The following is a 24,906-nucleotide window of genomic DNA, read 5'->3' as shown; positions in this document are numbered from 1 at the left end:
CAGTATTTCTGTTGATTCGGTTTAACCTTCAAAGGTCACAGTAAAGCTGACACCGTTCTCCGTATTTTTCACTGTATAAAGACAAGCGTGCATATCTAGTATTCGCTTTGCAATGGAAAGCCCCAGACCCGTACCGCCTGTCATTCGACTGCGGGATGGCTCCGACCGATAGAACCGTTCCCAGATCTGCTCCAGCTGATCTTCAGGGATTGATTCTCCTATATTTTGAATAGTGAATACAATAGTCTGGGCATGACTCTCAATATTGACAGTGATAGAACTTCTTTCTTCCGCATGCCTGATAGCATTGGTCATAAAATTTAGCATAACTTGTTCGATCCAGTTCACATCCGCATAGACCGGTAATTCATTCGCAGGAATAATGATGACCTCCAAATGTTTTTCACTCAGCAAGTGGACCAGCTTGTCTGTCACCTTTTCCGTCAGTTCACTTAACATAAAGGAAGATTTCCGTAGTTTAATCGTGCCCGACTCCAACCGCGCTAGATCTAGCATATTTTTAACAAGAAACTCCATTTTATCGGCTTCCTCAATAATCACCTTAATGTAGTGATCCTGCTTGCCGGCACTAACGCCGTCTTCCAAACCTTCAGCAAACCCTTTGATAATACTGAGGGGTGTCTTCAATTCATGGGAGGCGTTGGCAAAAAAGTCCTGCTGCATGATCTCCATTCTTTGCTTCTGCTCCATATCCTCAACTAGCTGCTGATTGGCCTCTCTTAACTCCCCTAAAGCAGAGTCCAGACTTAGTGATAAGGTGAACATGCTGTTAGAAAGGCTGCCTAGCTCATCCTTCTGCCGAATCGATGTGTCCCCTGTAAAGTCCAGAGAAACCATCCGTTTTGCTATCTTGTTTAACTTAATTAGCGGACGCGTTACCATTTTCGAGAAAAAGAGAGAAAGCACCAGAATCAGGACAAAGCCACCCATTCCCAGATATAAAAAGAACCAACGTAAGGCATCGTTCGAATCCTTAACTTCCTGTAATGAAGTGACTGTGAATAGTAATTCAATTTCTCCGTTACTTTGCTTCAGGGGCAGAATAACCACAGAATTGCGACTCCCACTCCAGGGAGCAACCCAGTCTTGCTTCTGTATTTTCAAATTTTTAAAGTCTTCTATCTGCGCTGGTGTCAAAGGAAACCATTCCTCAAGAGCCTCAAACAATATTCCCTGGCGGGGATTCCATATTTTTAAATCAGGCAGTACAACTTCTGCAACAGTACCAGATGCATGAATCGTCCCAGTCTCTCCCGTCTCCCCTATGGTTCCGCCCCCTTTTTTTGTAATGCTTATGGGGTAGAGTATAACGGGTGAAGCACTGTCTTCATCCAGAAGTTCGCCTTCCACGCTCAACTGATCATCTACTTTAATGTTTGCTGCTCTCAGTGAATCTCCGTACTGATTCATGAATAGGGATAAAGAAACAACCATACTCTTCCCGTCATCATCGATTAGCTTTATATGAAATGGATCTTCTGAATTCATCCTTCCATCCAGCTTCAAAATAACCATTTGTGTTTTATTCCGCAGCATAAACCGGACAAGCTCCTGAGAGGTTCTAGTGCTTCCCCATGGTTCGCTAATATATCTTGCCGCAAAACTCTTAAGGTGTTTCTCCACACGGTGCTCTTTTTGCTTCTGATAGAAATTGTCAAACAACAGCAATTGGCTTAGAATCACCATGCCATAGAAGCAAAGGAAAAAGATAACGGTCATCACAAACAGTTTAAAAGTAATTCCCCGTCTTCTCATGCCTCTTCCTCAAACATGTATCCTGTGCCAATTACCGTACGAATAAAACGTGATTCATAACCCAATTTACTTCGCAGCTTTTTGATATGACTGTCCACAACTCTGGAATCTCCTTCAAATTCAATTCCCCAGATCCGACTGAGGATCGTATCCCTTGAAATAACAATCCCTTTATTTCGTATTAAAAGCCATAAAAGATCATATTCCTTAGGGGTAAGCTCCACTTCCGCATCTTCTACCTCCAACCGATGAGCCAAGGGATTGAACATCGCGGAACCAAATTTTATTATGCTAGACTCAGGCTGATGGGTGCCTTCAACCCGTTTCATAAGTGCATTTGCCCGGGCTACTAGCACCTTTGGACTAAATGGTTTTGTAACATAATCATCGGCTCCTAATTCAAAACCGTAGATTTTGTCGTCATCTGTGGACTTGGCTGTTAACAAAATGATGGGTACCGCTGATTTTTCACGAACTTCACGGCACACTTCAAAGCCATTCATAGCAGGCATCATGATATCCAAAATCAGCAGATCCGGCAGCAGTGAATCAAACCAAACCAATGCATCTCTTCCATTATCCGCCTCAAGTACCTCCCAATCATTCTGTAAGAAATAATCAGATACCAGTTCACGAATACGAATTTCATCCTCAACGAGAAGAAGTTTCTTTTTCAATCTAGACCCCGCTTTCAAACAATTAATAAACATTAGCATAGACGAGCGTTATGTCCTTTATGTGTCCACAAAAAACTCCTCCTGTCATGAGCCATACAGCTCTTGCAGGAGGAGTTCATTATATCCCTGATCAACCGGAACAATACGTTATAATTTTCAATAGGTTATTCTTTATCCTCATTCAGTTCTGCTGAGGTTTCTTCGTCCTCGACTCGTGGTTCCCGGTGGATATTAATTCTAGTGATACGCAATCTTGTTGATTCCTCGACTTCAAAAATAACATCTTCTACTTTGACACGTTTTCCTTTGGTTGGATTACCCTCCAGCTCCTTAAACAACCAGCCGCCGATGGAATCCACCTCATCGTCTTCAATCACAACACCCGTAAGATCGTTGACATCCTCAATCAGCATCCGGCCCTCAACAGAGATGTACTCCCCGTTATGTTCCACACTTGGACGCTCATCTTCGAACTCGTCATGCAGATCGCCTACGATTTCTTCCAGAATCTCTTCTGCTGTCAGCAAACCTGCTGTGCCGCCATATTCATCGACAACTAACGTCAGCTGAGCCTTATTCTTCTGCATAAAACGAAGAGTATGGCTGATTTCCATCGATTCCGGAACGTTAAGGATAGGCCGAACCAGAGTTGTAAGATCATTCTGTTGCTCCGGTGGAGCAAACAACAGGTCGGTAATATGAATAAAACCGATAATACGGTCCTTATCTTCCAGAGCAACCGGATAACGCGAATGTCTCGTTTCGGTAATAATCTTCATATTTTCTTCTAACGAAAGATTGCTGTAAAGCACATCCATATCTGTACGAGGCAGCATGACTTCACGTGCAAGCAGATCTGAGAATTCAAAGATATTATCCATTAGTTTCATTTCATCTTTGTCAATGACACCACTCTTGGCGCTCTGATTCATCAGAATACGTATTTCCTCTTCCGAGTGTGCTGCTTCACTTTCATTTGCAGGCTCCACACCGACTAACCGAAGCAACGCGTTGGCTGAAGCGTTCAGCACCCAGATAAAAGGCATGAACACATTATAGAAGAACATCAGGGGTGCAGATAACAACAGTGCCGAACCTTCTGTTCTTTGAATCGCGAGCGATTTAGGAGCAAGCTCCCCAAGTACAATATGTAAAAATGTAATGATCGAAAATCCAATAATCACAGATACGGTAGAAATCAGGGTATGATCGGTGATCCCCATCTGGTACATTAAAGGTTCGACCAACAGCTCAGAAATCGCGGGCTCTCCAACCCAACCTAAGCCCAGCGACGCAAGTGTTATCCCAAACTGAGTGGCGGATAAATAGGAATCCAGTCTCTTATTTACTTTCAGAGCATATCCAGCCATTTTATTACCTTCACTGACAAGTTGGGTCAGGCGGGACTGCCTGACCTTAACTAATGAAAATTCCGCTGCTACAAAAATACCGTTCAATAATACGAGCACCAGAACCAGCAAAAGATTAAGCAATAATCTCCCTACTTCAAATTCCGTATGCACCACTTAACAACGCCTCATTTCTACAGATTGATCGCTTTTCTAGTTTTGAAGTCAACTTCCGGATAATACATATCAGCCACTAACAGATTAGGTCCGCAGCAGCCTGCTGCATCGCAGTGGCAGTTCACCTTTTGGTTCAGCGGGTGTTTAGTCTGCCAATCGATAAATATATCATCCAGCTTTTGGTTCTCGATGTTGCCAAAGGCTGCGATATCAGCGAAATCTGTAACAAAAACATCGCCAGTAAACATGTTTACGTTCACTCGGTTCCGGCCATCCGGATCATTGCGAAGGGTAACATTCTTCTCGCCGCGCATTCTGCTTATCAGCTTCTGATCTTCTTCCAGGAAGCTGCAAGCAAAAAACGGAAGGGTCCCAAACAGCATCCAAATCTCCGGATCACGGGTATCCAGTAGTTTATGGATTGCCGTCCGCATTTCATTCAAGGACAACACTGGCAAAGCCGAAGCAAAACTGGAGTTGTACATAGGATGTACCTCATGCCGTTTGGCGCCCATATCGAGAATCAACTTATGAATTTCAGGCAGCTTAGTATGTGTACGGTAATTAATCATAGTTTCCGCAGAAATTAGCATACCATCCTCACTTAGCCGTCGAGAATTCTCAATCATTGCATTATATAACCGATATGCACTTTCTTTTGAAACTGCATGCCCGCTGTTGGCAAAACCAACTTCATGAAAATCGTCTCCGTTCACATAATTAAAAGAAATATGCATAACGTCCAAATACGGAAGCAGCTTTTCATATCGAGCATACGGCATCGTCAGATTAGAATTAATTTGCGATCTAATCCCCCGCTCTTTGGCATACTTTAAGAGCGGCACTATGATATTATCCACCGTTCCAGCCAAGAACATAGGCTCTCCGCCGGTAATACTAATCGTCTCCAGATGCTCTACTTCATCTAAACGGTCCAACATATTTTTAAGCGGCAGCATATCCCCTTCTCTAGAGGTTAAACTATCACCTACCGCACAGTGTTCACACCGCATATTACATAAATTGGTTACTGTGAATTCCACACTCGTTAGCACATGGCGTCCATGCTTACGTAAAGAAGTAATGGGATCCCACGGATCGTAGCTTGGCGACAGCTCCTTCGGTGAAGATGTTAATGGTCTTAAAACATTCATTTGTACTAGCTCCTTTAAATCTTATTCCTATTATTAACCCATAATCATGAAGATTGAACGGTGTCTTATCCTATATCATACCACGTTAGTCAGAAAAACTGCACTTCGGATGTCTTTCAGACTGACCTTACAAGCTTTTTCACTGTAAAAAATAATAGCAGCGAGACGAAAAATAGGCTTCCGCGAGTTATGCGGACAAGCCTAATCTTCTCTCTTCGCTGCTATGATAAATATTTTGGCGTTCCCACAGAATCGCCTTGATCTGCGACGTCAACGATAACAACGGAGAGGGCTTTTCCTAGATCCCTTTCGAACGGTACGACTTTCTCTCCTTCAGGCCCTGTAAGCACACGTACAATCGGTCTGTGAGGCGTACTTGGGTCTATTTTGACAACAACTCCACTTTCACCCGTACTGAGCTTCACCGTAAGACCAAGAGGATAGATAGCCACACGATCTCTAAATAACTCTAGCTGCTTCTGCTCATACAATGTACCAGAACCTACATAAAGCGCCTCAACGGCTTGATGTGGCAGCATAGCCTTTTTGTAGACCCGGTTGGAGGTCATGGCATCGTAGGAATCAGCCACGCCCAACCATTTGGCATATTCATGAATTTGAGGCCCTTTTAATCCCCGCGGATATCCGGATCCGTCAATGCGTTCATGATGCTGAAGCGCACAATGAGCCGCGAGCAGCGGGATATTCGGTTCTTCCTTGAGAATCTGATACCCGATCTCGGTGTGTGCCTGCATATGGCGAAATTCATCTTCACTGAGCTTACCGGGTTTTTGAATGATTTTTATCGGGACTTGGGTCTTGCCAATATCATGCAGCAGCGCACCCAGACCAATCACTCGAAGCTCCTCTTTGCTGTACCCATGCGCAATGCCAAGCACCAAAGTGTACAAGCAGACATTCAGGGAATGGACGTACAAGTAGTTATCAGCGGTGTGCATATCAAGCAGCATGATCATCGGATCTTCTTGTAAAGACAAATCATCCAGGATGCTATCCATGATCTTTGAGAATTTTTTATCCAGATGGTAGAATCCCTTACTTATTCCTGAAGCGCCTGTCATTTGCTGAAACTGATTACGAATCACCTTCAGTGCCTGATTACGTGTCTCATCTTGAAGCATACCTATAATTTCAACATCGTCCGTGACAGAGTCCTCTATGTAAATATAACCGATGTCAATTCTTGAAAGCCTTTTGATCAATGCATCAGTAAGCTCCACCCCATCCGCGAGGAGAGTTAGACCTTCATCATTATATATTTTTTTACCTAATTTCATGCCTGCTTGAAGCTGATTCACGGATACTAAACGCACTTAGCTCACTCCTGCCTTTAACGGTAAAATGCTATTCTGTTTTGAAATCCTTGGGTCACACGCTTTGTCTATACCGTTTATGTAGAGATCAGACAGGTGCACCATGAAGAACATCGGGTGTGTCTAGGTCTTTGCCTATGGGCATTAACGCATAATAAACAACCAGAATATAGCAGCAAGAATAAATCTGTAGATCGCGAAATGCGTCAATCTAATCTTTTGAATCAATTTCATAAACAAAATAACCACTACATAAGCCACTACAAAAGAAATCAGAAATCCAATTACAAAATAGCCAATCGTCTCACTAGTGAAGTTCTTATAAGAATCCAACATTTCATATCCGGAAGCCGCACACATAATAGGAATGGCTATAAGGAAGGAGAAATCCGCAGACGCTTTATAACTAACCCCACTTAACATCCCTCCGGAGATCGTAGATCCCGAACGGGAAAATCCTGGCCACAGCACTGAAATAATCTGATACATCCCGATAGCCAGCGCCTGTCCGTAAGAAAGATCGTCCAGCTCATGCGCTGTAATTCTAATTTTGCGTCTGTTTACCCATTCTGCGATAATCATTAGAATCCCGCCGGCGACAAGCGCCCAAAGAACAGTCGTGGCTCCAAAGAGACTTTTTATAAAATCGCGGGCAAAAAATGCCACAGCTAGTGCTGGGGCAATCCCAAATATTACATGGATTAAGTTCAAACGAGACGCCGGCATCACACCGCCTCTTCCTGAGTTCTTACGCCCAATGCCCAGCAAATTAAGCACACGCTCGCGGTAAACAAGCGCAATCGCCAATATTGCCCCTAGCTGAATAACGATTTCATAAGTCTTCATAATCGAATCCTGCTCATCAAAGCCCAGAAGCTTCGAGGTCAAGATCATGTGTCCTGTAGAAGAAACAGGAATAAATTCAGTGATCCCTTCGACAATTGCTAAAATAATAGCTGTAATCGTGTCCATAATCTCCTCCTATTTTTCGGGAATCTAGCACTGTTTAAATGGAATCAAAAAGTATATCTTGTGAGCTGCAGGTTTACTCAGACTTGATCTCCCACCGAGTGAGCATGCATTCATCAAGACTGTCCGGACGCTGCAATTCCATCCCAAGCAGGTCGCGTAAAAAATGAGGCAGCAAAAATACAGGATCCTTCCCATTGGCGATCGTCTCATAGCCTGCACGGAAAGTAAACATGTCCAGCGTACCAACATTATACTCTTTATCATCCTCCAGCGGGTTTCCTTCGACAAAAACTGCAATATTGTTATCATACGGTATCTTCTGCGGATCGTACAAGATTTTTATCCCATCTACTGCTAAGCTGCCCAGATAATTCCCGCGAAAGCCATACCCAAAAATCACCTTATTATAAAATTCTTCAGTAAGACTCTGCTCCAAAGCTATGCGAATATCTAGGCCTTTCAGCTTGATTACGCAGGTGTTAATGGGAGAAGGACATAGGGCGTGCAGCATTCCCGCTGTAACCTCCCCTTCAGGCAAAGGTCCTAGAAGCTGGCCTGTGTTAACTATCGACAAACTAGTGCCTGTAAATCTACGTACAGCTTGGGCTAAAAGATTGCCGAAAGGGGATTCTCCCTGCAAATTCAAAGGAAGCTCACGATCTGTGATCGCAACGGTCTGCTGAAGAGCCTCACGACCACGCTCCAAATGAATAGTAGCGGCAGGACCTACAATCTCTTCCTTCAGTCCTGGGTCAATCGGAATACATTCACCCGCCACCAGGCTAAATCCAGGTTGTCCCTCTCTCCGCTCAAATTGAAGCCGCCCGAGGTAACGCCCGAATTTCCCGGCTCCACATACAGCTGTTCCGTTAATCATGAGCGGTTCTTCCAGCATATGATGTGTATGTCCACCTAGAATAGCATGCACACCTTCCAGCCGCTCTGCCAGAATTCGATCTGCGGGAAGCCCCAAATGAGAAAGGATGATTAGAATGTCCACCTGAGGAGCTAGAAGAAGGCATTGTTCCCGAAGGGTTGTCTCGGGATCCAGAGCATCCCAGCCCAGCAAGGAATAAAACGAAGTAAATGCCGCTGTCGCTCCAGTCACTCCTATTCTGATTCCGTCCTTCTCCAAGATGGCATGACGCTTCATCCAGTGGGGAGGTTCCCCTGTTGCAGTCTCCACAAAATTACAGCATACCACTGGACACTGTAACCCGGAGAAAATAGAGGATAACATCTCCTGTGAGAATGTTAACCCCTCATTATTACCGATGGTTACAGCATCATATCCTGTTAAATTAAGTACATCAATGTTAGCCTGACCCATAGTTCCTTCTGTCTCGACGGCTGCACGATCCATATGATCGCCAATATCCAGCAGCAGCACAGGCTCTTCTCCCGCTGCAGCTCTTTGTCTCTCGATTTCTGCTGCCAATGGACTCACCATTTCGAAATGGCTATGTATATCATTGGTATGAAGTATGGTCAGTCTTTGCGGCACATGCCCCATTAGCAACATTCCTCCTACCTGTTGAGCCGCTCTTTAATGAAGCAGCCGATGCATGATCTTATAGAGCCTAGCATAACATTTTCAGGCTCATTATGGTATATTGTAGACATTACAACATATTTCAGAGGTGAATAAGTATGCATATCACAATCCGCCTGTTCGCGGGTTTGGCTGAGATTATCGGTTCATCTTCTCTGACCTTTCATGCGACGGAGAATCCCTTAACCGCTGGGAAGTTAAAAGAACTCCTTTCAACCTCTTATCCGGATGCAGCATCCCTAATTGGAACTTCTTTGGTCGCTATTGACCGGGAATATGCACCTGATGAAGACCTCATCACCGAGTCTGCCGAAGTTGCATTAATCCCTCCCGTTTCCGGGGGAGAGAATGGTTCTTTATATGAGAGCACTCCTGACGGTCTCTATAGCATAACGGATCTGCCTTTAAATGCTGAGAAGCTTCTGGATGCCGTCCTCGATGCCAATCATGGAGCATCCCTATTATTTGTAGGAACTACACGCGAAATGACCGGAGAACAACGCACAACAGCATTAGACTATGAAGCCTATATTCCTATGGCCTTAAATAAGCTGAAAGAAATTGGTGACGAGGTACAGAATCGCTGGAATGCACGCTGCGCGATTTCCCACCGTATTGGGCTTGTTGGTCTTAAGGAAGCAAGCGTTATCATTGCTGTCTCTACCCCTCATCGCGATACCTGTTACGAGGCTAGTCGTCTGGCCATTGAACTGCTGAAACAGACCGTCCCTATCTGGAAAAAAGACATCAATGAATCAGGCCAGCACTGGGTAGGCTCTGAACAAAAGGCTGCCGATTCCCTCCACAATTAATCTTCACTCCTTTTTCATTGAAAAATCTGCACTTTGTTGATATTCTGGATAAAATCGGATAAAAGGTGGCATAGGCATTGAGAGTACACGTCTCGGATCTAAAACCTGGTAATCACCTCAACTCAGACGCTTATAGTTCAAGAGGTCTGCATGTATTACCAAAGGGATCGCTGCTCCAGATAGATGATATCGCCAAGCTGATGCAGCATGGAGTTGATTATGTTGATATCCAGACGTTAGTGGAAGCACCTGCCCCATTAAGCAGACCTTCAATTATTCAGACGGTGACCACTAGTTTTGATACCATGATTGACGGCTTTGAGAATCTTTATATGGAAGCACTATTAAAAGGAAGCTTTAACCAATCCGTGGTTAACGACATTCTTCAGCCTTCGCTTCAATCGTTGGACAAGCAAAAGGATGTAGTCTCCCTCCTGCTTCTGCTCGATCGCGAAGATAATTATACCTACAATCACTCTTTGCAGGTAGGTATGCTCTCTTATTATATTGCAATCTGGCTTGGGTATTCCAAACAAGAATGCTATGAGATTGGACGAGCTGGATATTTAATTGATATTGGAAAATGTAGAATCTCACCTGCTCTATTAAATAAGCCTGGAAAATTAACCGCGGAAGAATTCGAAGAAGTTAAACTACATACTAAGTACGGCTACGAAATTATCCGCAATTCGATGGATGACTCACATACAGCCTTGGCAGCCCTACAGCATCATGAACGTGAGGACGGCTCTGGCTATCCTAGTAATCTAACCAAATCCGAGATTCATCCTTATGCGCAAATTGCTGCTGTAGCTGACATCTATAGTGCGATGACTTCCAAACGCGTCTATCAGTCCAAGCAAGAGCTTATTTCTGTCCTACGTGAACTAAATGACCTCAGCTTTGGTAAGCTGAACGGCAGAACGGTTCAAGCCTTTATACAACATTTAATGCCCAACTTTATCGGCAAGCGAGTATTACTGAACACGGGTGATACAGGTGTGATTATCATGAACAATCCAGTTGATATTTTCCGTCCGCTGGTAAAGATCGATGGATTATTTGTCGATCTAGCCCGCGAACGTAACGTTACGATTGTGGAAATCTACATGGACTAGGGCGTTTCTTGAGGTCCTGCGTTGCTTAGCAGAAGGTTCAGAGCTGCTGTTTGTACACTAAATCCCCCGGTTTAACTACGGGGGATTTTTCAGTTGTATTTTGTGCAACAGAATCCACGTCTACCGAGCTGAATTGTGATTTAGTTGTACTTTGTGCAACTAAATCCACGTCTAGCGAGCCGATTTCTGATTTTGTTGTATTTTGTGCAACAAAATCCACGTCTTGCGAGCTGAATTCTGATTTAGTTGTACTTTGTGCAACTAAATCCACGTCTAGCAAGCCAAATTCTGATTTAGTTGTACTTTGTGTAACAAAACCCACGTCTAGCGAGCCGATTTCTGATTTTGTTATATTTTGTGCAACAGAATCCACGTCTACCAGGCTGACTTCTGATTTAGTTGTACTTTGTGCAACTAAATCCACGTCTAGCAAGCCAAATTCTGATTTAGTTGTACTTTGTGCAACTAGAATTAAGGAAAATGCTCTTTATAAGCACATTTCTCGAAAATAGCTGCACAAAGTGCAATTAACAGTATTTTTATAACGAGAATGATGGTTTCTATTGTACAAACTGCAACTAAAGATTGGTTTCCAGATTACTCCTAAACATTCCTCGATTTTCACCTCTCTCACCTCTCTCACCTCTCTCACCTCTCTCACCTCTATTGTTTCCTTCTGACTTCGAAGATAGTTCCTCCTACCCTCAACATAGTAAGGCCCCTCAATTTAATTATCTGACGTAACGTTTGAATTCCTCTTCTAATGGCGAGACTAATATGTGGTTTTAAATTGCTATAGGAGGAAAAAAGCATGCTTCCTGTCCATGAACGCCTTGCCGAGTTGTTCACTCTGAGCCGTAGACGGCAGCTTACTGCTGCTGAGGAAACGGAGCAACAGCAGTGCCTGCAAATTAACGCTACCTACTGCTATGAGATGGCCCGATTGCAAAATGAATTCCTATTAGCGGAACAGACAGCTGATCTACAATGGCATCAAGATATTTGTGCACAAATGTTTGAGCTGCGTGTGACGGGCAGGGTATCCAAACGCCCCAAGTAACTGAATAGAAATATTACCCTGCTATATTATTTTCTGCCGTCCTGCTGTTCTGCCGTTCTGCTGTTCTTCCATTCTTCCGTTCTGCCATTCTGCCATTCTGCTGTTCTGCCATTCTGCTGTTCTGCCGTTCTGCCGTTCTGCTGTTCTTCCGTTCTTCCGTTCTTCCGTTCTTCGGTTGCCTTGTCCCGTAATACCTCTGCCATATTCCACTCTACTCTGATCCACCAAGCCCCGGCCACCTTAATCACTATATCCCTATAAAAAACAGCCCACCCCGCATTTGCCTAAGCAACTGGAATGAGCTGTTGTTCTGTTGTGTTCTGTTGTGTTCTGTTCCGTTCTGTCGGTCTATAGGAAGCGGAATTGCGCTTCGATCAGACCGTTGTATACCCCATCACGGGATGTCAACTCATGATGGTTTCCTTCTTCTTTAATCTCTCCGTGATCGAGGACGACTATTTTATCCGCATGACGGATGGTAGAGAGTCTGTGCGCTACGATAAAGGAGGTTCGGCCTTGAAGCAGGATTTTGAGTGCCTCCTGAATCTTCAGCTCCGTCTCCGTATCAATGCTGGCAGTTGCCTCATCCAGGATTAGTATCCGCGGATTTGCCAAAAGCGCCCGGGCGAAGGAGAGCAGCTGACGTTGTCCCATCGACAATGCGCTACCGCGCTCTTCCACCTCAGTCTCATACCCTCCGGGCAGCTTCATAATAAAGTCATGGGCATCCACGGCTTTTGCGGCATTTTCCACTTCTTCATCTGTAGCCTCCAGACGGCCAAAACGGATATTATCCCGAATCGTTCCCGAGAAAATAAAGGTATCTTGCAGCACGATTCCGATCTGCCTTCGCAGGCTGTCTAACGTAACCCCGCGGATATCTTCACCGTCTATCGTGATTCGGCCGCTCTTAATATCATAGAACCGGCCAATCAGGTTAATTATCGTACTTTTACCAGAACCTGTATGACCTACGAGCGCGATCGACTGTCCTGCTTGAACATCCAGATCAATACCTTTTAGTGCAGCCCGGCCTTTTTCATATTCAAAAATGACCTTTTCAAAGTTAATATCCCCACGAATCGTTCCCATTGGCTTAGCACCAGGATTATCTTGCACCGCCGGTTGCTCATCCAAATATTCAAAGATCCGTTCCGAGGAAGCCATTGCCACAAGCAGCTGATTGTACATCTGCCCAAGGCGATTAATCGGGTCCCAGAAATTGCTGACATAAGAACTGAATGCTACCAGCATACCTACTGTGAGTTCTCCAGATTGGATCAGATAAGCCCCCAGCCAAAAGAGGATCATTGTTCCAAAACCACCTGTGACCTCAATAATCGGACCGAACGCCTGGTTCATCGCAGAGGCTTTGTTCCAGGATTTTTTGCTGTCGGTATTCATAACATCAAAATAATTCATGTTTTCTTGTTCTTGAGTGTAGGCTTGTGTGACTCTGATTCCTTGAATCGATTCATTTAAATGAGAATTAATTCTGGAGTTCTTCATCCGCACGTCCTGCCAAGCGATCCGAATCTTTTGGCGCAGCTTAGTTGAAACAAAGAACATAATCGGAACCGTGACCATTACTGCAAGACCTAGCTTCCAGTTGATCACTAGCAGAATAATGGTAATCCCCATAAGCTGCACGCAGTCAATCATCAGATTGACAACCCCGTTTGTGAACAGATCCTGCAGAGAGTTGATATCATTGGTTACCCGTACTAATACCGAACCTGCCGGTCGTTTATCAAAGAAGTTAAAGGAGAGCTTCTGAATATGCTTGAACAAATCTGAGCGCAAATCATAAATCACTCTTTGGCCTATGATGTTCGTATATTTAATCCGGTACACTCCCGCAATCCATTGAATCAGATATAAGACGATTACCCCAGCTGTAAGCGAATAAAGCAGTGATAAGCTGGGATTCCCTACCTTTGGCGCAATCGCACGGTCAATGGCTAAACTTGTTAGGAACGGGACGGTCAACTTCGTGATGGTTCCCAGAATCATCATGATGGACACCAATGGAAGCATCTGCTTTGCATAAGGCTTCATGTACCCGAACAGTCTGGTGAATTGCTTCCAGTCAAAAGCCTTATCGATGACATCATCATCTTTATATACAAAACGTTCATCCAGTTCTTGCTGCTCGGCTGCTTTATTTTTTGCTCCCGTAGCGGTCATTGGTTTGGCTTCAAGTTTCATATGCCTCACTCCTCCCCTCTTCCGGTCGCTCTGGCCAGATAATCAGCATACTGTATCCGGTATACATCCTGATAAGGACCCGGCACTTCAATTAGCTCTTTATGGGTACCACGCTGCTGCACATGACCTTCGTTCATGACGATAATCTGATCCGCATGGCGCAAGGAGGAGATCCGATGGGCAATAATAAGTGTAGTGCGCCCCTTCATGACCTCTTGGAATCCGGCTTGAATCTCGTGCTCCGTCTCCATATCGACTGCACTGGTCGCATCATCGAGGATAAGAATCCGCGGATTCTTAAGCAGGGCTCTAGCGATGGCAATCCGTTGCTTTTGTCCACCGGAAAGACCCATTCCGCGCTCACCCACCACAGTGTCATAACCGTCTTCCATCTCCATGATGAAATCATGGGCTTTGGCAAGTTGTGCAGCTCGGATAATTTCTTCCATGCTTACATTCTTCAACCCATAGGAGATGTTGTTGCGAATTGAGGAGGAGAACAGGAAGGTCTCCTGAAAGACCGTCGCGATCTGTGAACGCAAGCTGCGAACATTGTATTCTCTGATGTCCATCCCATCCAGTGTGATGCTGCCTTCATTAACGTCATAAGCACGCATCATCAGCTGTGTAATGGTCGATTTACCAGAGCCCGTACCTCCAAGGAACCCTATAACCGCACCAGATTTGGCCTCAAAATCAATGTCTGTAACCGCAGGCATTTTGTTCCCATAAGCAAATGTGACGTGATTAAACGCTACATCTCCCTTAACCTCAGAAGGTACCAGTTCACGGGCGTTCTCTTTATCCTTCACATCAATATTCTGATTAAGTACTTCCAATACACGTTCTCCCGATGCTTTGGACTGTGTATAGTTATTAATATGGAATCCAAGACCCCAAATCGGTCCAATGATGTACCAAATTAAGCTGAAAAAAGCAACCAGTTCGCCTAGTGACATTTTCCCCTTAATAACTAACGTTCCACCTACTCCAAGCAGAATAGCTGCACTGATCGATGCTAAAAACTCCATCGCCGGAAAAAACTTACTCCAGAGCTCAGCGGCAAAAATCTGGTTATTCTTATAACGTTCGTTGCGGTGTGAGAATTTCTCTACTTCATGAGCCTCTCTCGCAAATGATTTGACGGTGCGCACACCCGTGATATTCTCCTGTACAGCCGTTGTCAGAGAACTGAGTGCAAGACGCATCTCTTGAAAGGCCGGGTGAATCTTAGACTCGAATTTTAGCGCAATAAACGCCAGGATGGGCATCGTAATCAAAGTTACTAGAGTAAGCTGCCAATTGAGTGAGAACATCATAATCGAACCAAAAATGACCATAAAAAAGACATTCAGCAACTGAGCAAAACCGAAACCGATAAAGTTACGAATCGCTTCCAAATCTCCGGTTAGCCGGGACATCAAATCTCCCGTTTTCGCGGTATCATAATAACGGAAAGATAGGAATTGCAGCTTCTCATAACAAGCATTACGCAGCCGGTATGCAAGAAAGTTACCTAGCCGTCCTCCAAAAAATCCATGTGCAAACTGCAGGCATGCTTTTACTATTACTACAGCTAACACGCTCAATGCGAGCACTGGCACCTCTGTAAACTTAAGTGGCACAATAACATCATCGATCAGCTTTCTTAACAAATTGGGGGTAATCAGCCCCACTGCAGTTGCAGCGGCCAAACATATAATCGAAAGAATCAGAAAATGCAGCTTCTCCCGATAATAACCGCGCAGTTGCCTGAGAACATCCATATCTCTCCTCCTTAAGGCTTACTTAGTAAGCAATTTTTTGTATAAAGCAAATGTTACATCGTAAGCTAGCTTTTTTTAGCGCTTACAATTTAGTGACTTTAAGCAGTGTATCATCCATAATTTAATGCGGCAAAGGGGAGAATTGCGCGTTTTTGCGGTTATTTCGGAAAAAAGCAGCATCTACATGATATAAAGGACCCTCGTTATCTTAAAATGCTCGTGTTTCCTCCTTAATCCTGATGAATTAAGAATCTACATGATTATTGTAATCATCGTGTAATATTAGGAGGACCTTTATTCGGTTTTTTGCATAATTATTGGAATTTTTTCCGGGATACGAAGAGTTCACTTTTTCGCCGTCTTAAATTTGCTTCAGATGTAAAACTTTTACCACAATTTACCGTAATATAGTAATACAACACTTTTTACTTATATTATGGAGGGGAACTATATTGAAAAAGCAGCTTGTTTTATCTTGTATTATCGCCATTATCCTTCTTTCAGGGTGTAGCAATACAAATAACAATAACCCTACGGACGCAAACACAGCGATCAACGAATCTAAAAACTTGTTTAATTTCGGGGAAATCTCCTCAAAAACTGATACAGCACCCTCACCTGAAAAAATACTAAGAGAAATAAGCAATTTTGTTATTGCTGACATTTGGAATGTGGGGTTTGTAGATGTTATCTCATACACTAGAAGTGGTACAAGCAGTACAAGAGCGAGCATGGACATTGACTTTACGATCGAACAGCTTGGCAAAGCCATAGAAGAGAAAAAAGAATACGATACATATATGAATGAGTTAGATACAAAGTATGATTCTATAAAAAAAATATGGTCCAAGCTTTCCCCAGAAATTGATCTTTTATATAAACAGATCCAGGAGACACCTCCAAAAGCAAACGATAACAGCTTAAAACTTGATGCAGGTAAATTCAATCAATATTCAGAGGCTTTTAGTAAAGAAGTGAATGATCTGGTAAAACAGTAGCCTTTACTATATATATAAAAAAACCGCCAATGATTTGGCGCCATTCTATTCTTTCTCTCATAAAATGTAAAATCAACAATGAGAGGTTAGGTGAATTGGATGAGTATACAGTTTCTTGATATGCGGATTTCACAGGACAGTACTATGGATTCACAAAGTCTTAATTTAGTTCGTTCAAGTGCAATTTTCGGTGACATTGGACTTCAGACAGTAAATGTTACCCCTGCCAATGCAGGTTTAGTGAGAGTCACATTGAATGCTTTTGCCAGACTTAGTGTTGATGTCAGCATTATAGTTCAGAATGATGTTACTTTTAGTATTTACCGCAATAATATATTAATTTTTAGTACAACCTACCCCGGAAACATTAATAATACAATGACCCAATATGAAATGGTTGGAATAACCGCTGTCGACTATCCGCCTTCGACCGATGTGCTTACCGGCCAGATCCAATACACCATTGTAGCATCAGCGATTAGAACGGCATCTCTGGGAGCCAGATCCTTCAGTGGAATTGCCGTTGCCGGAAATGGATAATTAAAAATATTAAAGGTGTGTCCCCGGAGCATTCGGGGATTTTTTCAATTGTGCCAATAAAAAAGCATCCGCAGAAAAATATCTACGGATGCTTTGAAGAAATATATAAGCGTTAGGAGGACGGGCCTCCATTCATAAGCGCTCTTATTAACCGATTGAACCTTCCATTTCGAACTTGATCAGACGGTTCATTTCGACCGCATATTCCATCGGCAGTTCTTTTGTGAACGGCTCGATGAAGCCCATGATGATCATTTGAGTCGCTTCTGCTTCTGTGAGGCCACGGCTCATCAGGTAGAACAGTTGCTCCTCAGAAACTTTAGACACGGTTGCTTCATGCTCAAGAACGATGTTATCGTTCATGATTTCATTGTAAGGAATAGTATCCGAAGTGGACTCATTATCCAAAATCAGCGTATCACATTTAATGTTCGATTTCGCACCTTCTGCTTGACGGCCGAAGGAAGCTAGACCACGGTAAGTTACTTTACCGCCATGTTTACTGATGGATTTCGATACAATGGTGGATGTTGTATCTGGAGCCAAATGGATCATCTTGGCACCCGCATCCTGATGCTGGTCTTTACCTGCTACCGCGATGGATAGTACTGAACCTTTAGCACCACGGCCTTTAAGAACAACCGCAGGATATTTCATGGTCAGCTTGGAACCGATGTTACCATCGACCCATTCCATGGTAGCATTCTCTTCTGCAACCGCACGTTTCGTAACGAGGTTGTAGATGTTTGGAGCCCAGTTCTGGATTGTGGTATAACGAACGCGGGCGTTCTTCATACACAAGATTTCAACAACCGCACTGTGCAGAGAGTTCGTGCTATAGATTGGAGCAGTACATCCTTCTACGTAGTGCACGAAGCTGTCTTCATCAGCAAGGATCAAAGTACGTTCGAATTGTCCCATGTTCTCAGAGTTAATACGGAAGTAAGCCTGCAAAGGAACTTCACATTTCACACCTTTAGGAACATAGATGAAGCTGCCGCCTGACCAAACTGCACTGTTAAGTGCGGCAAACTTATTATCGGTTGGAGGGATGATCGTCCCGAAATATTTTTTCAGAAGCTCTGGGTGCTCACGCAATGCAGTGTCGGTATCTGTAAAAATAACCCCTTGATCTTCAAGGCTCTTCTGCATGCTGTGATAGACTACCTCAGATTCATATTGTGCCGATACGCCGGCGAGGAACTTCTGTTCCGCTTCCGGAATTCCCAGCTTATCAAAGGTTTCTTTGATTTCGGAAGGAACTTCTTCCCAAGTCTTCCCTTGCTTCTCTGAAGGTCTTACATAGTATTGAATATCCTCGAAGTCCAAATCATCCATATTGCCGCCCCATGTAGGCATTGGCATTTTACGGAACTGCTCCAAAGATTTCAAGCGGAAGTCAAGCATCCACTGTGGTTCATTTTTGATTGCTGAAATTTCTTTAACAATTTCGGCCGTCAAACCTTTACCAGACTGGAATATCGACTTATGCTCATCACGGAACCCGTACTGGTATTCTTCCATATCAGGCGCTTTCTTAGCCATGGTGTCAGCCTCCTTGTTCTACTGTTATTTATGTTGCTCTTCTTCGTCAATTCCTTTACGAAGTGCGTTCCAAGCCAGTGTTGCGCATTTGATCCGCGCAGGGAATTTATTCACACCCGAAAGGGCTTCAATGTCTTCGTAATCTCCAAAATCCACGTCTTCACCCTTCATCAGTAAGGAGAAGTTATCAGCTAGTTCAAGTGCACGTTCAACCGTTTGTCCTTTGATCGCCTCAGTCATCATCGAAGCCGACGACATACTGATCGAACAGCCTTCACCATTATAACGGGCATCCTTTACGATTCCATCCTCTACCTTAAGCTGAAGAGTAATACGGTCACCACAGGTTGGGTTATTCAGTTCAATTTTTAGAGCATCATCTTCAAATGAACCGCGATTTCGAGGACTTTTATAATGATCCATAATTACGCGTCTGTATAAGTCATCCAAGTTCATAGCTGAAGTACTCCTTTGTCTTGATTAAAGCGTCCACCAGTCGATCTACATCCTGCTCGTTATTATACAGATAAAAGCTTGCACGTGCTGTAGAGCTGGCTTCCAGCCAGCGCATCAGCGGCTGACAGCAGTGATGCCCGGCGCGGATGGCAATCCCTTCCGCATCTAGCACTGTAGCGACATCATGCGGGTGAACGTCACCCAGATTAAAGGTGACAACGCCGACTTCTCGATTTCGAGGGCCATAAATGTTCAGACCCTCGATCTCTGACAGACGTTGCTCTGCATACGCTGCAAGAGCTTTCTCATGGCGGTGTATCTCATCCAAACCGATTTCTTGTAAGAAATCAATGGCTGCACCTAGACCAACAGCACCAGCTATGATCGGCGTACCGCCTTCAAACTTCCAAGGCAGTTCTTTCCATGTGGATTCATAAAGACCCACATCATCGATCATCTCGCCACCGAATTCGACGGGCTCCATGGCTTCGAGAAGTGCTCTCTTGCCATACAAAGCGCCAATTCCGGTTGGTGCGAGCATTTTATGACCAGATAGTGCATAGAAATCACAATCCAGATCCTGCACATCGACCTTCATATGTGGTGTGCTTTGTGCACCATCTACGACAATTACTGCACCATGACGATGAGCAATAGCCGCAAGCTCTTTAATAGGATGAGTTACTCCCATAACGTTGGATACATAAGCGATAGCAACGATTTTGGTTTTATCCGTAATCGTCTGCTCGGCAGCTTCCAACGTAACCGTTCCATCAGGTTGCAACGGTATATATTTTAATGTAGCACCTGTCTTCTTAGCGAGCTGCTGCCATGGAATCAGATTACTATGATGCTCCATTAAGGTGATGACGATTTCGTCGCCTTCACCCACAGCAGAGGGTCCGTAAGAAGAGGCCACAAGATTTAAGGCTGTAGTTGTTCCGCGTGTAAAGATAATTTCTTTAGTGCTGCGGGCGTTAATAAACTTAGCTAGCTTCTCCCGGGCTCCCTCGTAGGCATCGGTTGCTCGGCTGCCTAAAGTATGGACGCCACGGTGTACGTTGGCGTTATCCCACTCATAATACGACTTGACCGCCTCAATTACTTTCCGAGGCTTCTGTGAAGTAGCAGCACTGTCCAGATAGACCAGTGGATGTCCGTTCACATTTTGGTTCAGTATGGGAAATTGCTCCCGGATGGCGTTGCTAATCATTGCACTAACTTCCTTTCCACAAGAGATTGGAGCTGATTGCGCAGTCCCTCCAGTGGAATTTGTGACACAACAGGAGCCAAGAAGCCGTAGATGATCAGAGTCTCTGCATCATGCCGTGTAATTCCGCGGGACATTAGGTAAAAGACTTGCTCGTGATTGACCTGACCTACGGAAGCGGCATGGCCGGCTGTAACATCATCTTCATCAATAAGCAGGATCGGATTGGCGTCACCACGGGCTTTTGGACTCAGCATCAATACTTTTTCCGTTTGCTGGCCGTCCGCTCTAGTAGCACCTTTCTCAATCTTGGTGATTCCGTTGATGATAGAAGTAGCAGAATCACGCATAACTGCACGAGTGATCATGTCACTTGGTGTGCTTTTGCCAAAATGCTGAGCTTGAGTGGTGTAATTCAGTTTCTGTGATCCCGTACCTACTGCAATTACTTTAGCATCGGAGCTAGAACCGTTGCCTTTAAGCACAGACTTGGTATCACTCGCAGTATCTCCGTAGTTCATCTCACCAACGATCCATTCGATGACTCCGTCATTCTCAACAACAGCCCGGCGATAAGTTACATCTGTAGTATCTACACCAAGCTGATGCACTGTAGCATAACGAACTTTAGCGCCAGCGCCCACGAATACCTCTACCGCACCATTGTGTAGTCCAGCTTCTTCTTTATCCGATACGTAGTTGTCTACATAGGTTACGGAACTGTTAGTATCAGCTACGACCAGAATGTGTGGAACAAAAGTAGCTTCCGCATCATCCGTTAACAGCACTGCTTGAAGCGGAGTTTCAATAACAACATTCTTAGGAACATAGAGGAATACTCCACCATTCCACAATGCAGCATGAAGCGCTGCGATAGAATGTTCGTCTGGCTGAATGGCTTTATGCAAGTAACGTTGAACCAAATCTCCGTGTTCTTTAACAGCTGTCTGTAGATCAGTAAAAATAACACCCTGTTCTGCAAGCTCAGGAGCGATACGTGTATATACTGCACCAGAGTTGCGTTGAATAATCAGGCTGCCTTCCTCCTGATCCTTGATCAAGGAAGAAATAGATGCAGGTGCATCACTTAGCGAAGCAAAAGGTTCACTTGCTTTATAGCTACCATAATTATTGACATTCCAACGATCAATCCGTGTCTTCTCTAATTTAGGCAGTGTCAGAGTAGCTGCCAATTCTAGTGCCTTCAAGCGGCTTTCTTTCAGCCAACCCGGTTCGCCGCTGCTGTGCGATAATTCGCTCAAGCGTTCGGCATCCACCGGAAGAATGGTCTGTGTCGTCATAGTGGTCTCCTCCTTCCTGGCGTTTCTTACGCTTCTTGCCCTACAGTTTCATCTTCAATTCCGAGTTCTTCTTTAATCCATTCATAACCCTCTGCTTCCAGACGCTGTGCAAGCTCTGGACCACCGGATTTCACGATTCTACCTTGCATCATAACGTGAACATAATCAGGTTTGATGTAGTTCAAAAGACGTTGATAGTGGGTAATAACTAAGAAGCCGCGTTCTTCGCTCCGCATGGAGTTTACGCCTTCAGCTACAATTTTCAAAGCATCAATATCAAGACCGGAGTCAATTTCGTCCAAGATCACGATTTTTGGATCCAGCATCATCATTTGTAGAATTTCATTACGTTTCTTCTCACCACCGGAGAAGCCTTCGTTCAAGTAACGGTGTAAAAACTCAGGGTTCATATCTAGTTCTTTCATCTTTGCTTCCATTTGGCGAATAAAACGAATCAACGAGATTTCGCTTCCCTCTTCACGACGGGAATTAATGGCAGAACGCAAGAAGTCGGAGTTAGTTACTCCAGAGATTTCGCTTGGATATTGCATTGCAAGGAAAAGACCTGCACGTGCGCGTTCATCAACAGCCATCTCCAGAAGATCTTCACCATCAAGAGTTGCAGTTCCATCAGTTACTTCATATTTAGGATGACCCATTAGCGCCGAAGCCAAAGTACTTTTACCTGTACCGTTTGGTCCCATGATGGCGTGAATTTCGCCACCTTTCATTTGAAGGTTAATCCCCTTCAAAATTTCTTTTCCCTCAATCGTCGCTTTAAGACCCTCAATGACAAATTCTGCTGCCATAATATTATTCCCTCCATTGATCGATTTGCGAAATCAAAAGTTGTATTGAAACAGGATAATCCTGATTCCCAGCACAATTAGATTTTCTATCACATTATAATTATTATAAATTGAATCACAATGATTATCAATGATTCTCACTAATTTTATATCAAACCTTGTTTTTTTACAAATTTCTCTTTAGCTAATCACTTGTGACTCAGAGAAGATTTTCATTAAACATAAGACTACGCAAAAATAAGACTTCCCGCAGGAAGCCTTATTCAAACAGCTTAATGATTAGCTAAGAAACGAACGTAGCATCCATTGGTGTTTCTCCAGATCACTACGGATTTTAATGAACATATCTGAGGTTGGCTGATCCTTGGTTTCTTCGGCAAGCTCGATGCCTTCTGTCAGCTCTTCAGAGATGGTGGCGAAGTCTTCAATCAGAGACTGAACCATTCCCCGTGTATCTTCCTTACCTGTAGCTTCTTGAATTGTAGCTAATTCCAAATATTCTTTCAATGTTGCTGCCGGACTGCCTTTGATGGTTAGCAAGCGTTCTGCTACTTCATCCATGTGAAGGGTTACTTCATTATATAATTCCTCAAATTTCACATGAAGGGAGAAGAACTGTTCTCCTTTGACATACCAATGAAAGTTATGAATTTTTACGTACAGGACATTTAAGTTAGCAACCTGACGATTCATGATCTGTTCCAGTGAAGTTGTATTTACTTTATTCGATGCTTTAGCCATGAGATGATCCCTACCTTATCCATTATATTTACCGGTTACTATTTCCTTCGTCCGGTAGTAACTTGTCTATTCTTAATTTACCCTTTTACCTGTAATACGAAACAAGGAGAAGCCTTCCATAACACCTTTATTTGTACTAGCATGAGCAAAGACGCACCCGATTATGCTTAAATGTGAATACTTGCACACAAACAAAAAGGGCCTAAGCCCCGTTTGTTTGGAATTGTTAAATTTCCGGTCAGACCATAAGAAGTAACGCTTCCGCACCCGTCATACCTGGTACGATGCCAAGACTCTCTGCTTCTATCGTTACAGACTCCAACGGGGCAGCTAAAAGCTGGGCAAGTGTCCGTACACCCACCGCACGAGCCGCGATGATATGCCGATCACTAAGTGTTTCATTAAGGAGACCGACATCCAGTGCACCGCACATAATATAACCTCGGTTCGTGCTGATGGAGAGCAGTGTAGTTTTGGGAAGCTTAACCTCTACCCCGATCAGCGTATGTTCACCTACTGTAATAGGCTCCATAGTAACCAATAGCAGCACCTCCTTTTTTTCACTATCCACGTTGTATATGTATGCTAATTTTCCTGTGGGTGTGCTGACGGTAGTCCTATGCCTAGTATAAAATGCAGTATAATAGTCCCTATTCCAGTAGTCCTGGGTATATGAATATTGCATGTTTAATGTTATAGTTAATTACATTCCTGTAACCATTCAGAGATGTTCTAAACGAAAAGCTGGGGGATTTATGGACGAGAAACTACAACGCACAGACGGCAATTATTTATTTAACGTCGACATCCTGATTAATGCCCGTACCAACCCGCTTGCACTGCAATTTCTGCTCGAAATGTTGAACAATAATGACCATATCACAGATTTCAACATTAACTCCGGTCTTGAATTAGGGAGAACCATTGACAGCTTGCTACGCTCCGCTAAACTAGCTTTGAATCAAAACTCTGCTCCTCCCATTTCATTAAAGCTGCCTCCAAAATCTACGAAGAAGCAGCTGGATACACCGATAAAAAAACAGGCAGAAACGCCTGCACAGCAAACGGCCATTGAGACGCCAGCTGATGCATACGGGAAGATTCGTCAGTATATTCAGAATAATCAATTGGTACGTTTACGAGCGAACCGGTACGGGAAACAAGTGTCCATGCCCTGTCGTATTTTAAACTTTGATGAAGCAGCCAACTCTATAAGTGTCTACCATGTGGATGAGAAGCAGGTGTACAGCTTTAATCTAAATGAAATCGACGAGTTTCTGTAAGCGCATGCGTTACAAGCCAATAAGCACCCTCCCTCTTTGGGGAACAGGTGCTTATTGGTCTTTCTTTT

At 43.9% G+C, this 24,906-nt stretch carries 24 protein-coding genes; 6 read left to right on the top strand and 18 right to left on the bottom strand.

Features of this window, described 5'->3' with window-relative positions; genetic code table 11:
• Nucleotides 1-21: 21 nt before the first annotated feature.
• From NSQ55_RS08835 to NSQ55_RS08805, 7 genes are all read right to left on the bottom strand, one after another.
• Nucleotides 22-1,776, bottom strand: a complete 1,755-nt coding sequence (locus NSQ55_RS08835; protein ID WP_076124801.1) for a HAMP domain-containing sensor histidine kinase — start codon at nt 1,774-1,776, stop codon at nt 22-24.
• Nucleotides 1,773-2,453, bottom strand: coding sequence for a response regulator transcription factor (locus NSQ55_RS08830; RefSeq protein ID WP_339172677.1), 681 nt, complete (start codon nt 2,451-2,453; stop codon nt 1,773-1,775). Before NSQ55_RS08830 ends, NSQ55_RS08835 begins: the two co-directional genes overlap by 4 nt.
• Nucleotides 2,454-2,617: 164 nt before the next feature.
• The gene (locus NSQ55_RS08825; RefSeq protein ID WP_076125129.1) at nt 2,618-3,976 is read right to left on the bottom strand and encodes a hemolysin family protein; all 1,359 of its coding nucleotides are present in this window, start codon (nt 3,974-3,976) and stop codon (nt 2,618-2,620) included.
• Nucleotides 3,977-3,996: 20 nt separating this feature from the next.
• Complete coding sequence (gene yfkAB / locus NSQ55_RS08820) at nt 3,997-5,133, bottom strand: radical SAM/CxCxxxxC motif protein YfkAB (RefSeq protein WP_076124796.1); 1,137 nt, start codon at nt 5,131-5,133, stop codon at nt 3,997-3,999.
• Between the two features lie 221 nt (nt 5,134-5,354).
• Nucleotides 5,355-6,467, bottom strand: a complete 1,113-nt coding sequence (locus NSQ55_RS08815) for an HD-GYP domain-containing protein (RefSeq protein ID WP_076187093.1) — start codon at nt 6,465-6,467, stop codon at nt 5,355-5,357.
• A 144-nt stretch (nt 6,468-6,611) separates the two neighbouring features.
• The gene (locus NSQ55_RS08810) at nt 6,612-7,439 is read right to left on the bottom strand and encodes an undecaprenyl-diphosphate phosphatase (RefSeq protein ID WP_339172674.1); all 828 of its coding nucleotides are present in this window, start codon (nt 7,437-7,439) and stop codon (nt 6,612-6,614) included.
• 73 nt (nt 7,440-7,512) lie between these two features.
• Entirely contained in the window at nt 7,513-8,952 is a 1,440-nt protein-coding gene (locus NSQ55_RS08805; RefSeq protein WP_339172671.1) for a bifunctional UDP-sugar hydrolase/5'-nucleotidase, read from the bottom strand.
• A 137-nt stretch (nt 8,953-9,089) separates the two neighbouring features.
• Between NSQ55_RS08805 and NSQ55_RS08800 the strand changes: the two genes are divergently transcribed.
• Both NSQ55_RS08800 and NSQ55_RS08795 read left to right on the top strand, forming a co-directional pair.
• Nucleotides 9,090-9,803: a molybdenum cofactor biosynthesis protein MoaE gene (locus NSQ55_RS08800; RefSeq protein WP_076124787.1), complete on the top strand. Its 714-nt coding sequence runs from the start codon at nt 9,090-9,092 to the stop codon at nt 9,801-9,803.
• Between the two features lie 77 nt (nt 9,804-9,880).
• On the top strand, nt 9,881-10,921 hold the full coding sequence (locus NSQ55_RS08795; RefSeq protein ID WP_339172668.1) for an HD-GYP domain-containing protein: 1,041 nt from the start codon (nt 9,881-9,883) through the stop codon (nt 10,919-10,921).
• Nucleotides 10,922-10,958: 37 nt separating this feature from the next.
• Here the strand turns inward: NSQ55_RS08795 and NSQ55_RS08790 are convergent, their stop codons facing one another.
• Nucleotides 10,959-11,345, bottom strand: a complete 387-nt coding sequence (locus tag NSQ55_RS08790) for a hypothetical protein (RefSeq protein ID WP_339172665.1) — start codon at nt 11,343-11,345, stop codon at nt 10,959-10,961.
• 387 nt (nt 11,346-11,732) lie between these two features.
• Between NSQ55_RS08790 and NSQ55_RS08785 the strand changes: the two genes are divergently transcribed.
• A complete protein-coding gene (locus NSQ55_RS08785) occupies nt 11,733-11,981 on the top strand; it encodes a hypothetical protein (protein ID WP_339172663.1) in 249 nt (82 codons plus the stop codon).
• 26 nt (nt 11,982-12,007) lie between these two features.
• Here NSQ55_RS08785 and NSQ55_RS08780 read toward each other — a convergent pair whose 3' ends face one another.
• The 3 genes from NSQ55_RS08780 to NSQ55_RS08770 form a co-directional block, all read right to left on the bottom strand.
• Nucleotides 12,008-12,184 carry a hypothetical protein gene (locus NSQ55_RS08780; RefSeq protein ID WP_339172660.1) on the bottom strand — a complete coding sequence of 59 codons (177 nt, stop codon included), beginning with the start codon at nt 12,182-12,184 and terminating at the stop codon, nt 12,008-12,010.
• Nucleotides 12,185-12,329: 145 nt separating this feature from the next.
• Nucleotides 12,330-14,168 (bottom strand): ABC transporter ATP-binding protein, encoded by a 1,839-nt coding sequence (locus tag NSQ55_RS08775; RefSeq protein ID WP_172628886.1) that lies wholly within the window; start codon nt 14,166-14,168, stop codon nt 12,330-12,332.
• 26 nt (nt 14,169-14,194) lie between these two features.
• The gene (locus NSQ55_RS08770; protein ID WP_036684103.1) at nt 14,195-15,955 is read right to left on the bottom strand and encodes an ABC transporter ATP-binding protein; all 1,761 of its coding nucleotides are present in this window, start codon (nt 15,953-15,955) and stop codon (nt 14,195-14,197) included.
• Between the two features lie 452 nt (nt 15,956-16,407).
• On the opposite strand from NSQ55_RS08770, the gene NSQ55_RS08765 reads away from it, so the two are divergent.
• Both NSQ55_RS08765 and NSQ55_RS08760 read left to right on the top strand, forming a co-directional pair.
• Complete coding sequence (locus tag NSQ55_RS08765; protein WP_339172657.1) at nt 16,408-16,953, top strand: hypothetical protein; 546 nt, start codon at nt 16,408-16,410, stop codon at nt 16,951-16,953.
• 99 nt (nt 16,954-17,052) lie between these two features.
• Nucleotides 17,053-17,493 carry a hypothetical protein gene (locus tag NSQ55_RS08760; RefSeq protein WP_076187081.1) on the top strand — a complete coding sequence of 147 codons (441 nt, stop codon included), beginning with the start codon at nt 17,053-17,055 and terminating at the stop codon, nt 17,491-17,493.
• A 147-nt stretch (nt 17,494-17,640) separates the two neighbouring features.
• Here the strand turns inward: NSQ55_RS08760 and sufB are convergent, their stop codons facing one another.
• From sufB to NSQ55_RS08725, 7 genes are all read right to left on the bottom strand, one after another.
• Nucleotides 17,641-19,038: a Fe-S cluster assembly protein SufB gene (gene sufB, locus NSQ55_RS08755; protein ID WP_036684335.1), complete on the bottom strand. Its 1,398-nt coding sequence runs from the start codon at nt 19,036-19,038 to the stop codon at nt 17,641-17,643.
• A gap of 24 nt (nt 19,039-19,062) precedes the next feature.
• On the bottom strand, nt 19,063-19,494 hold the full coding sequence (gene sufU, locus NSQ55_RS08750) for a Fe-S cluster assembly sulfur transfer protein SufU (RefSeq protein WP_036684339.1): 432 nt from the start codon (nt 19,492-19,494) through the stop codon (nt 19,063-19,065).
• A complete protein-coding gene (locus tag NSQ55_RS08745) occupies nt 19,481-20,707 on the bottom strand; it encodes a cysteine desulfurase (RefSeq protein ID WP_076219340.1) in 1,227 nt (408 codons plus the stop codon). The genes sufU and NSQ55_RS08745 overlap by 14 nt, the downstream gene beginning before the upstream one ends.
• On the bottom strand, nt 20,704-22,005 hold the full coding sequence (sufD, locus tag NSQ55_RS08740; RefSeq protein ID WP_036684344.1) for a Fe-S cluster assembly protein SufD: 1,302 nt from the start codon (nt 22,003-22,005) through the stop codon (nt 20,704-20,706). The genes NSQ55_RS08745 and sufD overlap by 4 nt, the downstream gene beginning before the upstream one ends.
• A gap of 26 nt (nt 22,006-22,031) precedes the next feature.
• Complete coding sequence (gene sufC / locus NSQ55_RS08735) at nt 22,032-22,814, bottom strand: Fe-S cluster assembly ATPase SufC (RefSeq protein ID WP_036684347.1); 783 nt, start codon at nt 22,812-22,814, stop codon at nt 22,032-22,034.
• A 279-nt stretch (nt 22,815-23,093) separates the two neighbouring features.
• On the bottom strand, nt 23,094-23,555 hold the full coding sequence (locus NSQ55_RS08730) for a Dps family protein (protein WP_036684350.1): 462 nt from the start codon (nt 23,553-23,555) through the stop codon (nt 23,094-23,096).
• A gap of 238 nt (nt 23,556-23,793) precedes the next feature.
• The gene (locus NSQ55_RS08725) at nt 23,794-24,096 is read right to left on the bottom strand and encodes a DUF1805 domain-containing protein (protein WP_036684352.1); all 303 of its coding nucleotides are present in this window, start codon (nt 24,094-24,096) and stop codon (nt 23,794-23,796) included.
• 214 nt (nt 24,097-24,310) lie between these two features.
• Here NSQ55_RS08725 and NSQ55_RS08720 point away from each other — a divergent pair, with 214 nt between their 5' ends.
• Complete coding sequence (locus NSQ55_RS08720; protein WP_036684355.1) at nt 24,311-24,838, top strand: hypothetical protein; 528 nt, start codon at nt 24,311-24,313, stop codon at nt 24,836-24,838.
• Nucleotides 24,839-24,906 lie beyond the last annotated feature (68 nt).

The organism is Paenibacillus sp. FSL H7-0943 (genome assembly GCF_037963265.1).
Lineage (GTDB): Bacteria > Bacillota > Bacilli > Paenibacillales > Paenibacillaceae > Paenibacillus_AQ > Paenibacillus_AQ odorifer.
This window is presented reverse-complemented; position numbering and strand designations above follow the sequence as displayed.

Excerpts from the sequence above, each read along its gene's own strand:
- NSQ55_RS08835 (WP_076124801.1), bottom strand. The coding sequence starts at position 1,776 with ATGAGAAGACGGGGAATTACTTTTAAACTGTTTGTGATGACCGTTATC.
- yfkAB (WP_076124796.1), bottom strand. The coding sequence starts at position 5,133 with ATGAATGTTTTAAGACCATTAACATCTTCACCGAAGGAGCTGTCGCCA.
- NSQ55_RS08810 (WP_339172674.1), bottom strand. The coding sequence starts at position 7,439 with ATGGACACGATTACAGCTATTATTTTAGCAATTGTCGAAGGGATCACT.
- NSQ55_RS08805 (WP_339172671.1), bottom strand. The coding sequence starts at position 8,952 with ATGGGGCATGTGCCGCAAAGACTGACCATACTTCATACCAATGATATA.
- NSQ55_RS08800 (WP_076124787.1), top strand. The coding sequence starts at position 9,090 with ATGCATATCACAATCCGCCTGTTCGCGGGTTTGGCTGAGATTATCGGT.
- NSQ55_RS08785 (WP_339172663.1), top strand. The coding sequence starts at position 11,733 with ATGCTTCCTGTCCATGAACGCCTTGCCGAGTTGTTCACTCTGAGCCGT.
- NSQ55_RS08780 (WP_339172660.1), bottom strand. The coding sequence starts at position 12,184 with ATGGCAGAGGTATTACGGGACAAGGCAACCGAAGAACGGAAGAACGGA.
- NSQ55_RS08775 (WP_172628886.1), bottom strand. The coding sequence starts at position 14,168 with ATGACCGCTACGGGAGCAAAAAATAAAGCAGCCGAGCAGCAAGAACTG.
- NSQ55_RS08770 (WP_036684103.1), bottom strand. The coding sequence starts at position 15,955 with ATGGATGTTCTCAGGCAACTGCGCGGTTATTATCGGGAGAAGCTGCAT.
- NSQ55_RS08760 (WP_076187081.1), top strand. The coding sequence starts at position 17,053 with ATGAGTATACAGTTTCTTGATATGCGGATTTCACAGGACAGTACTATG.
- sufB (WP_036684335.1), bottom strand. The coding sequence starts at position 19,038 with ATGGCTAAGAAAGCGCCTGATATGGAAGAATACCAGTACGGGTTCCGT.
- sufU (WP_036684339.1), bottom strand. The coding sequence starts at position 19,494 with ATGAACTTGGATGACTTATACAGACGCGTAATTATGGATCATTATAAA.
- NSQ55_RS08745 (WP_076219340.1), bottom strand. The coding sequence starts at position 20,707 with ATGATTAGCAACGCCATCCGGGAGCAATTTCCCATACTGAACCAAAAT.
- sufD (WP_036684344.1), bottom strand. The coding sequence starts at position 22,005 with ATGACGACACAGACCATTCTTCCGGTGGATGCCGAACGCTTGAGCGAA.
- sufC (WP_036684347.1), bottom strand. The coding sequence starts at position 22,814 with ATGGCAGCAGAATTTGTCATTGAGGGTCTTAAAGCGACGATTGAGGGA.
- NSQ55_RS08730 (WP_036684350.1), bottom strand. The coding sequence starts at position 23,555 with ATGGCTAAAGCATCGAATAAAGTAAATACAACTTCACTGGAACAGATC.
- NSQ55_RS08720 (WP_036684355.1), top strand. The coding sequence starts at position 24,311 with ATGGACGAGAAACTACAACGCACAGACGGCAATTATTTATTTAACGTC.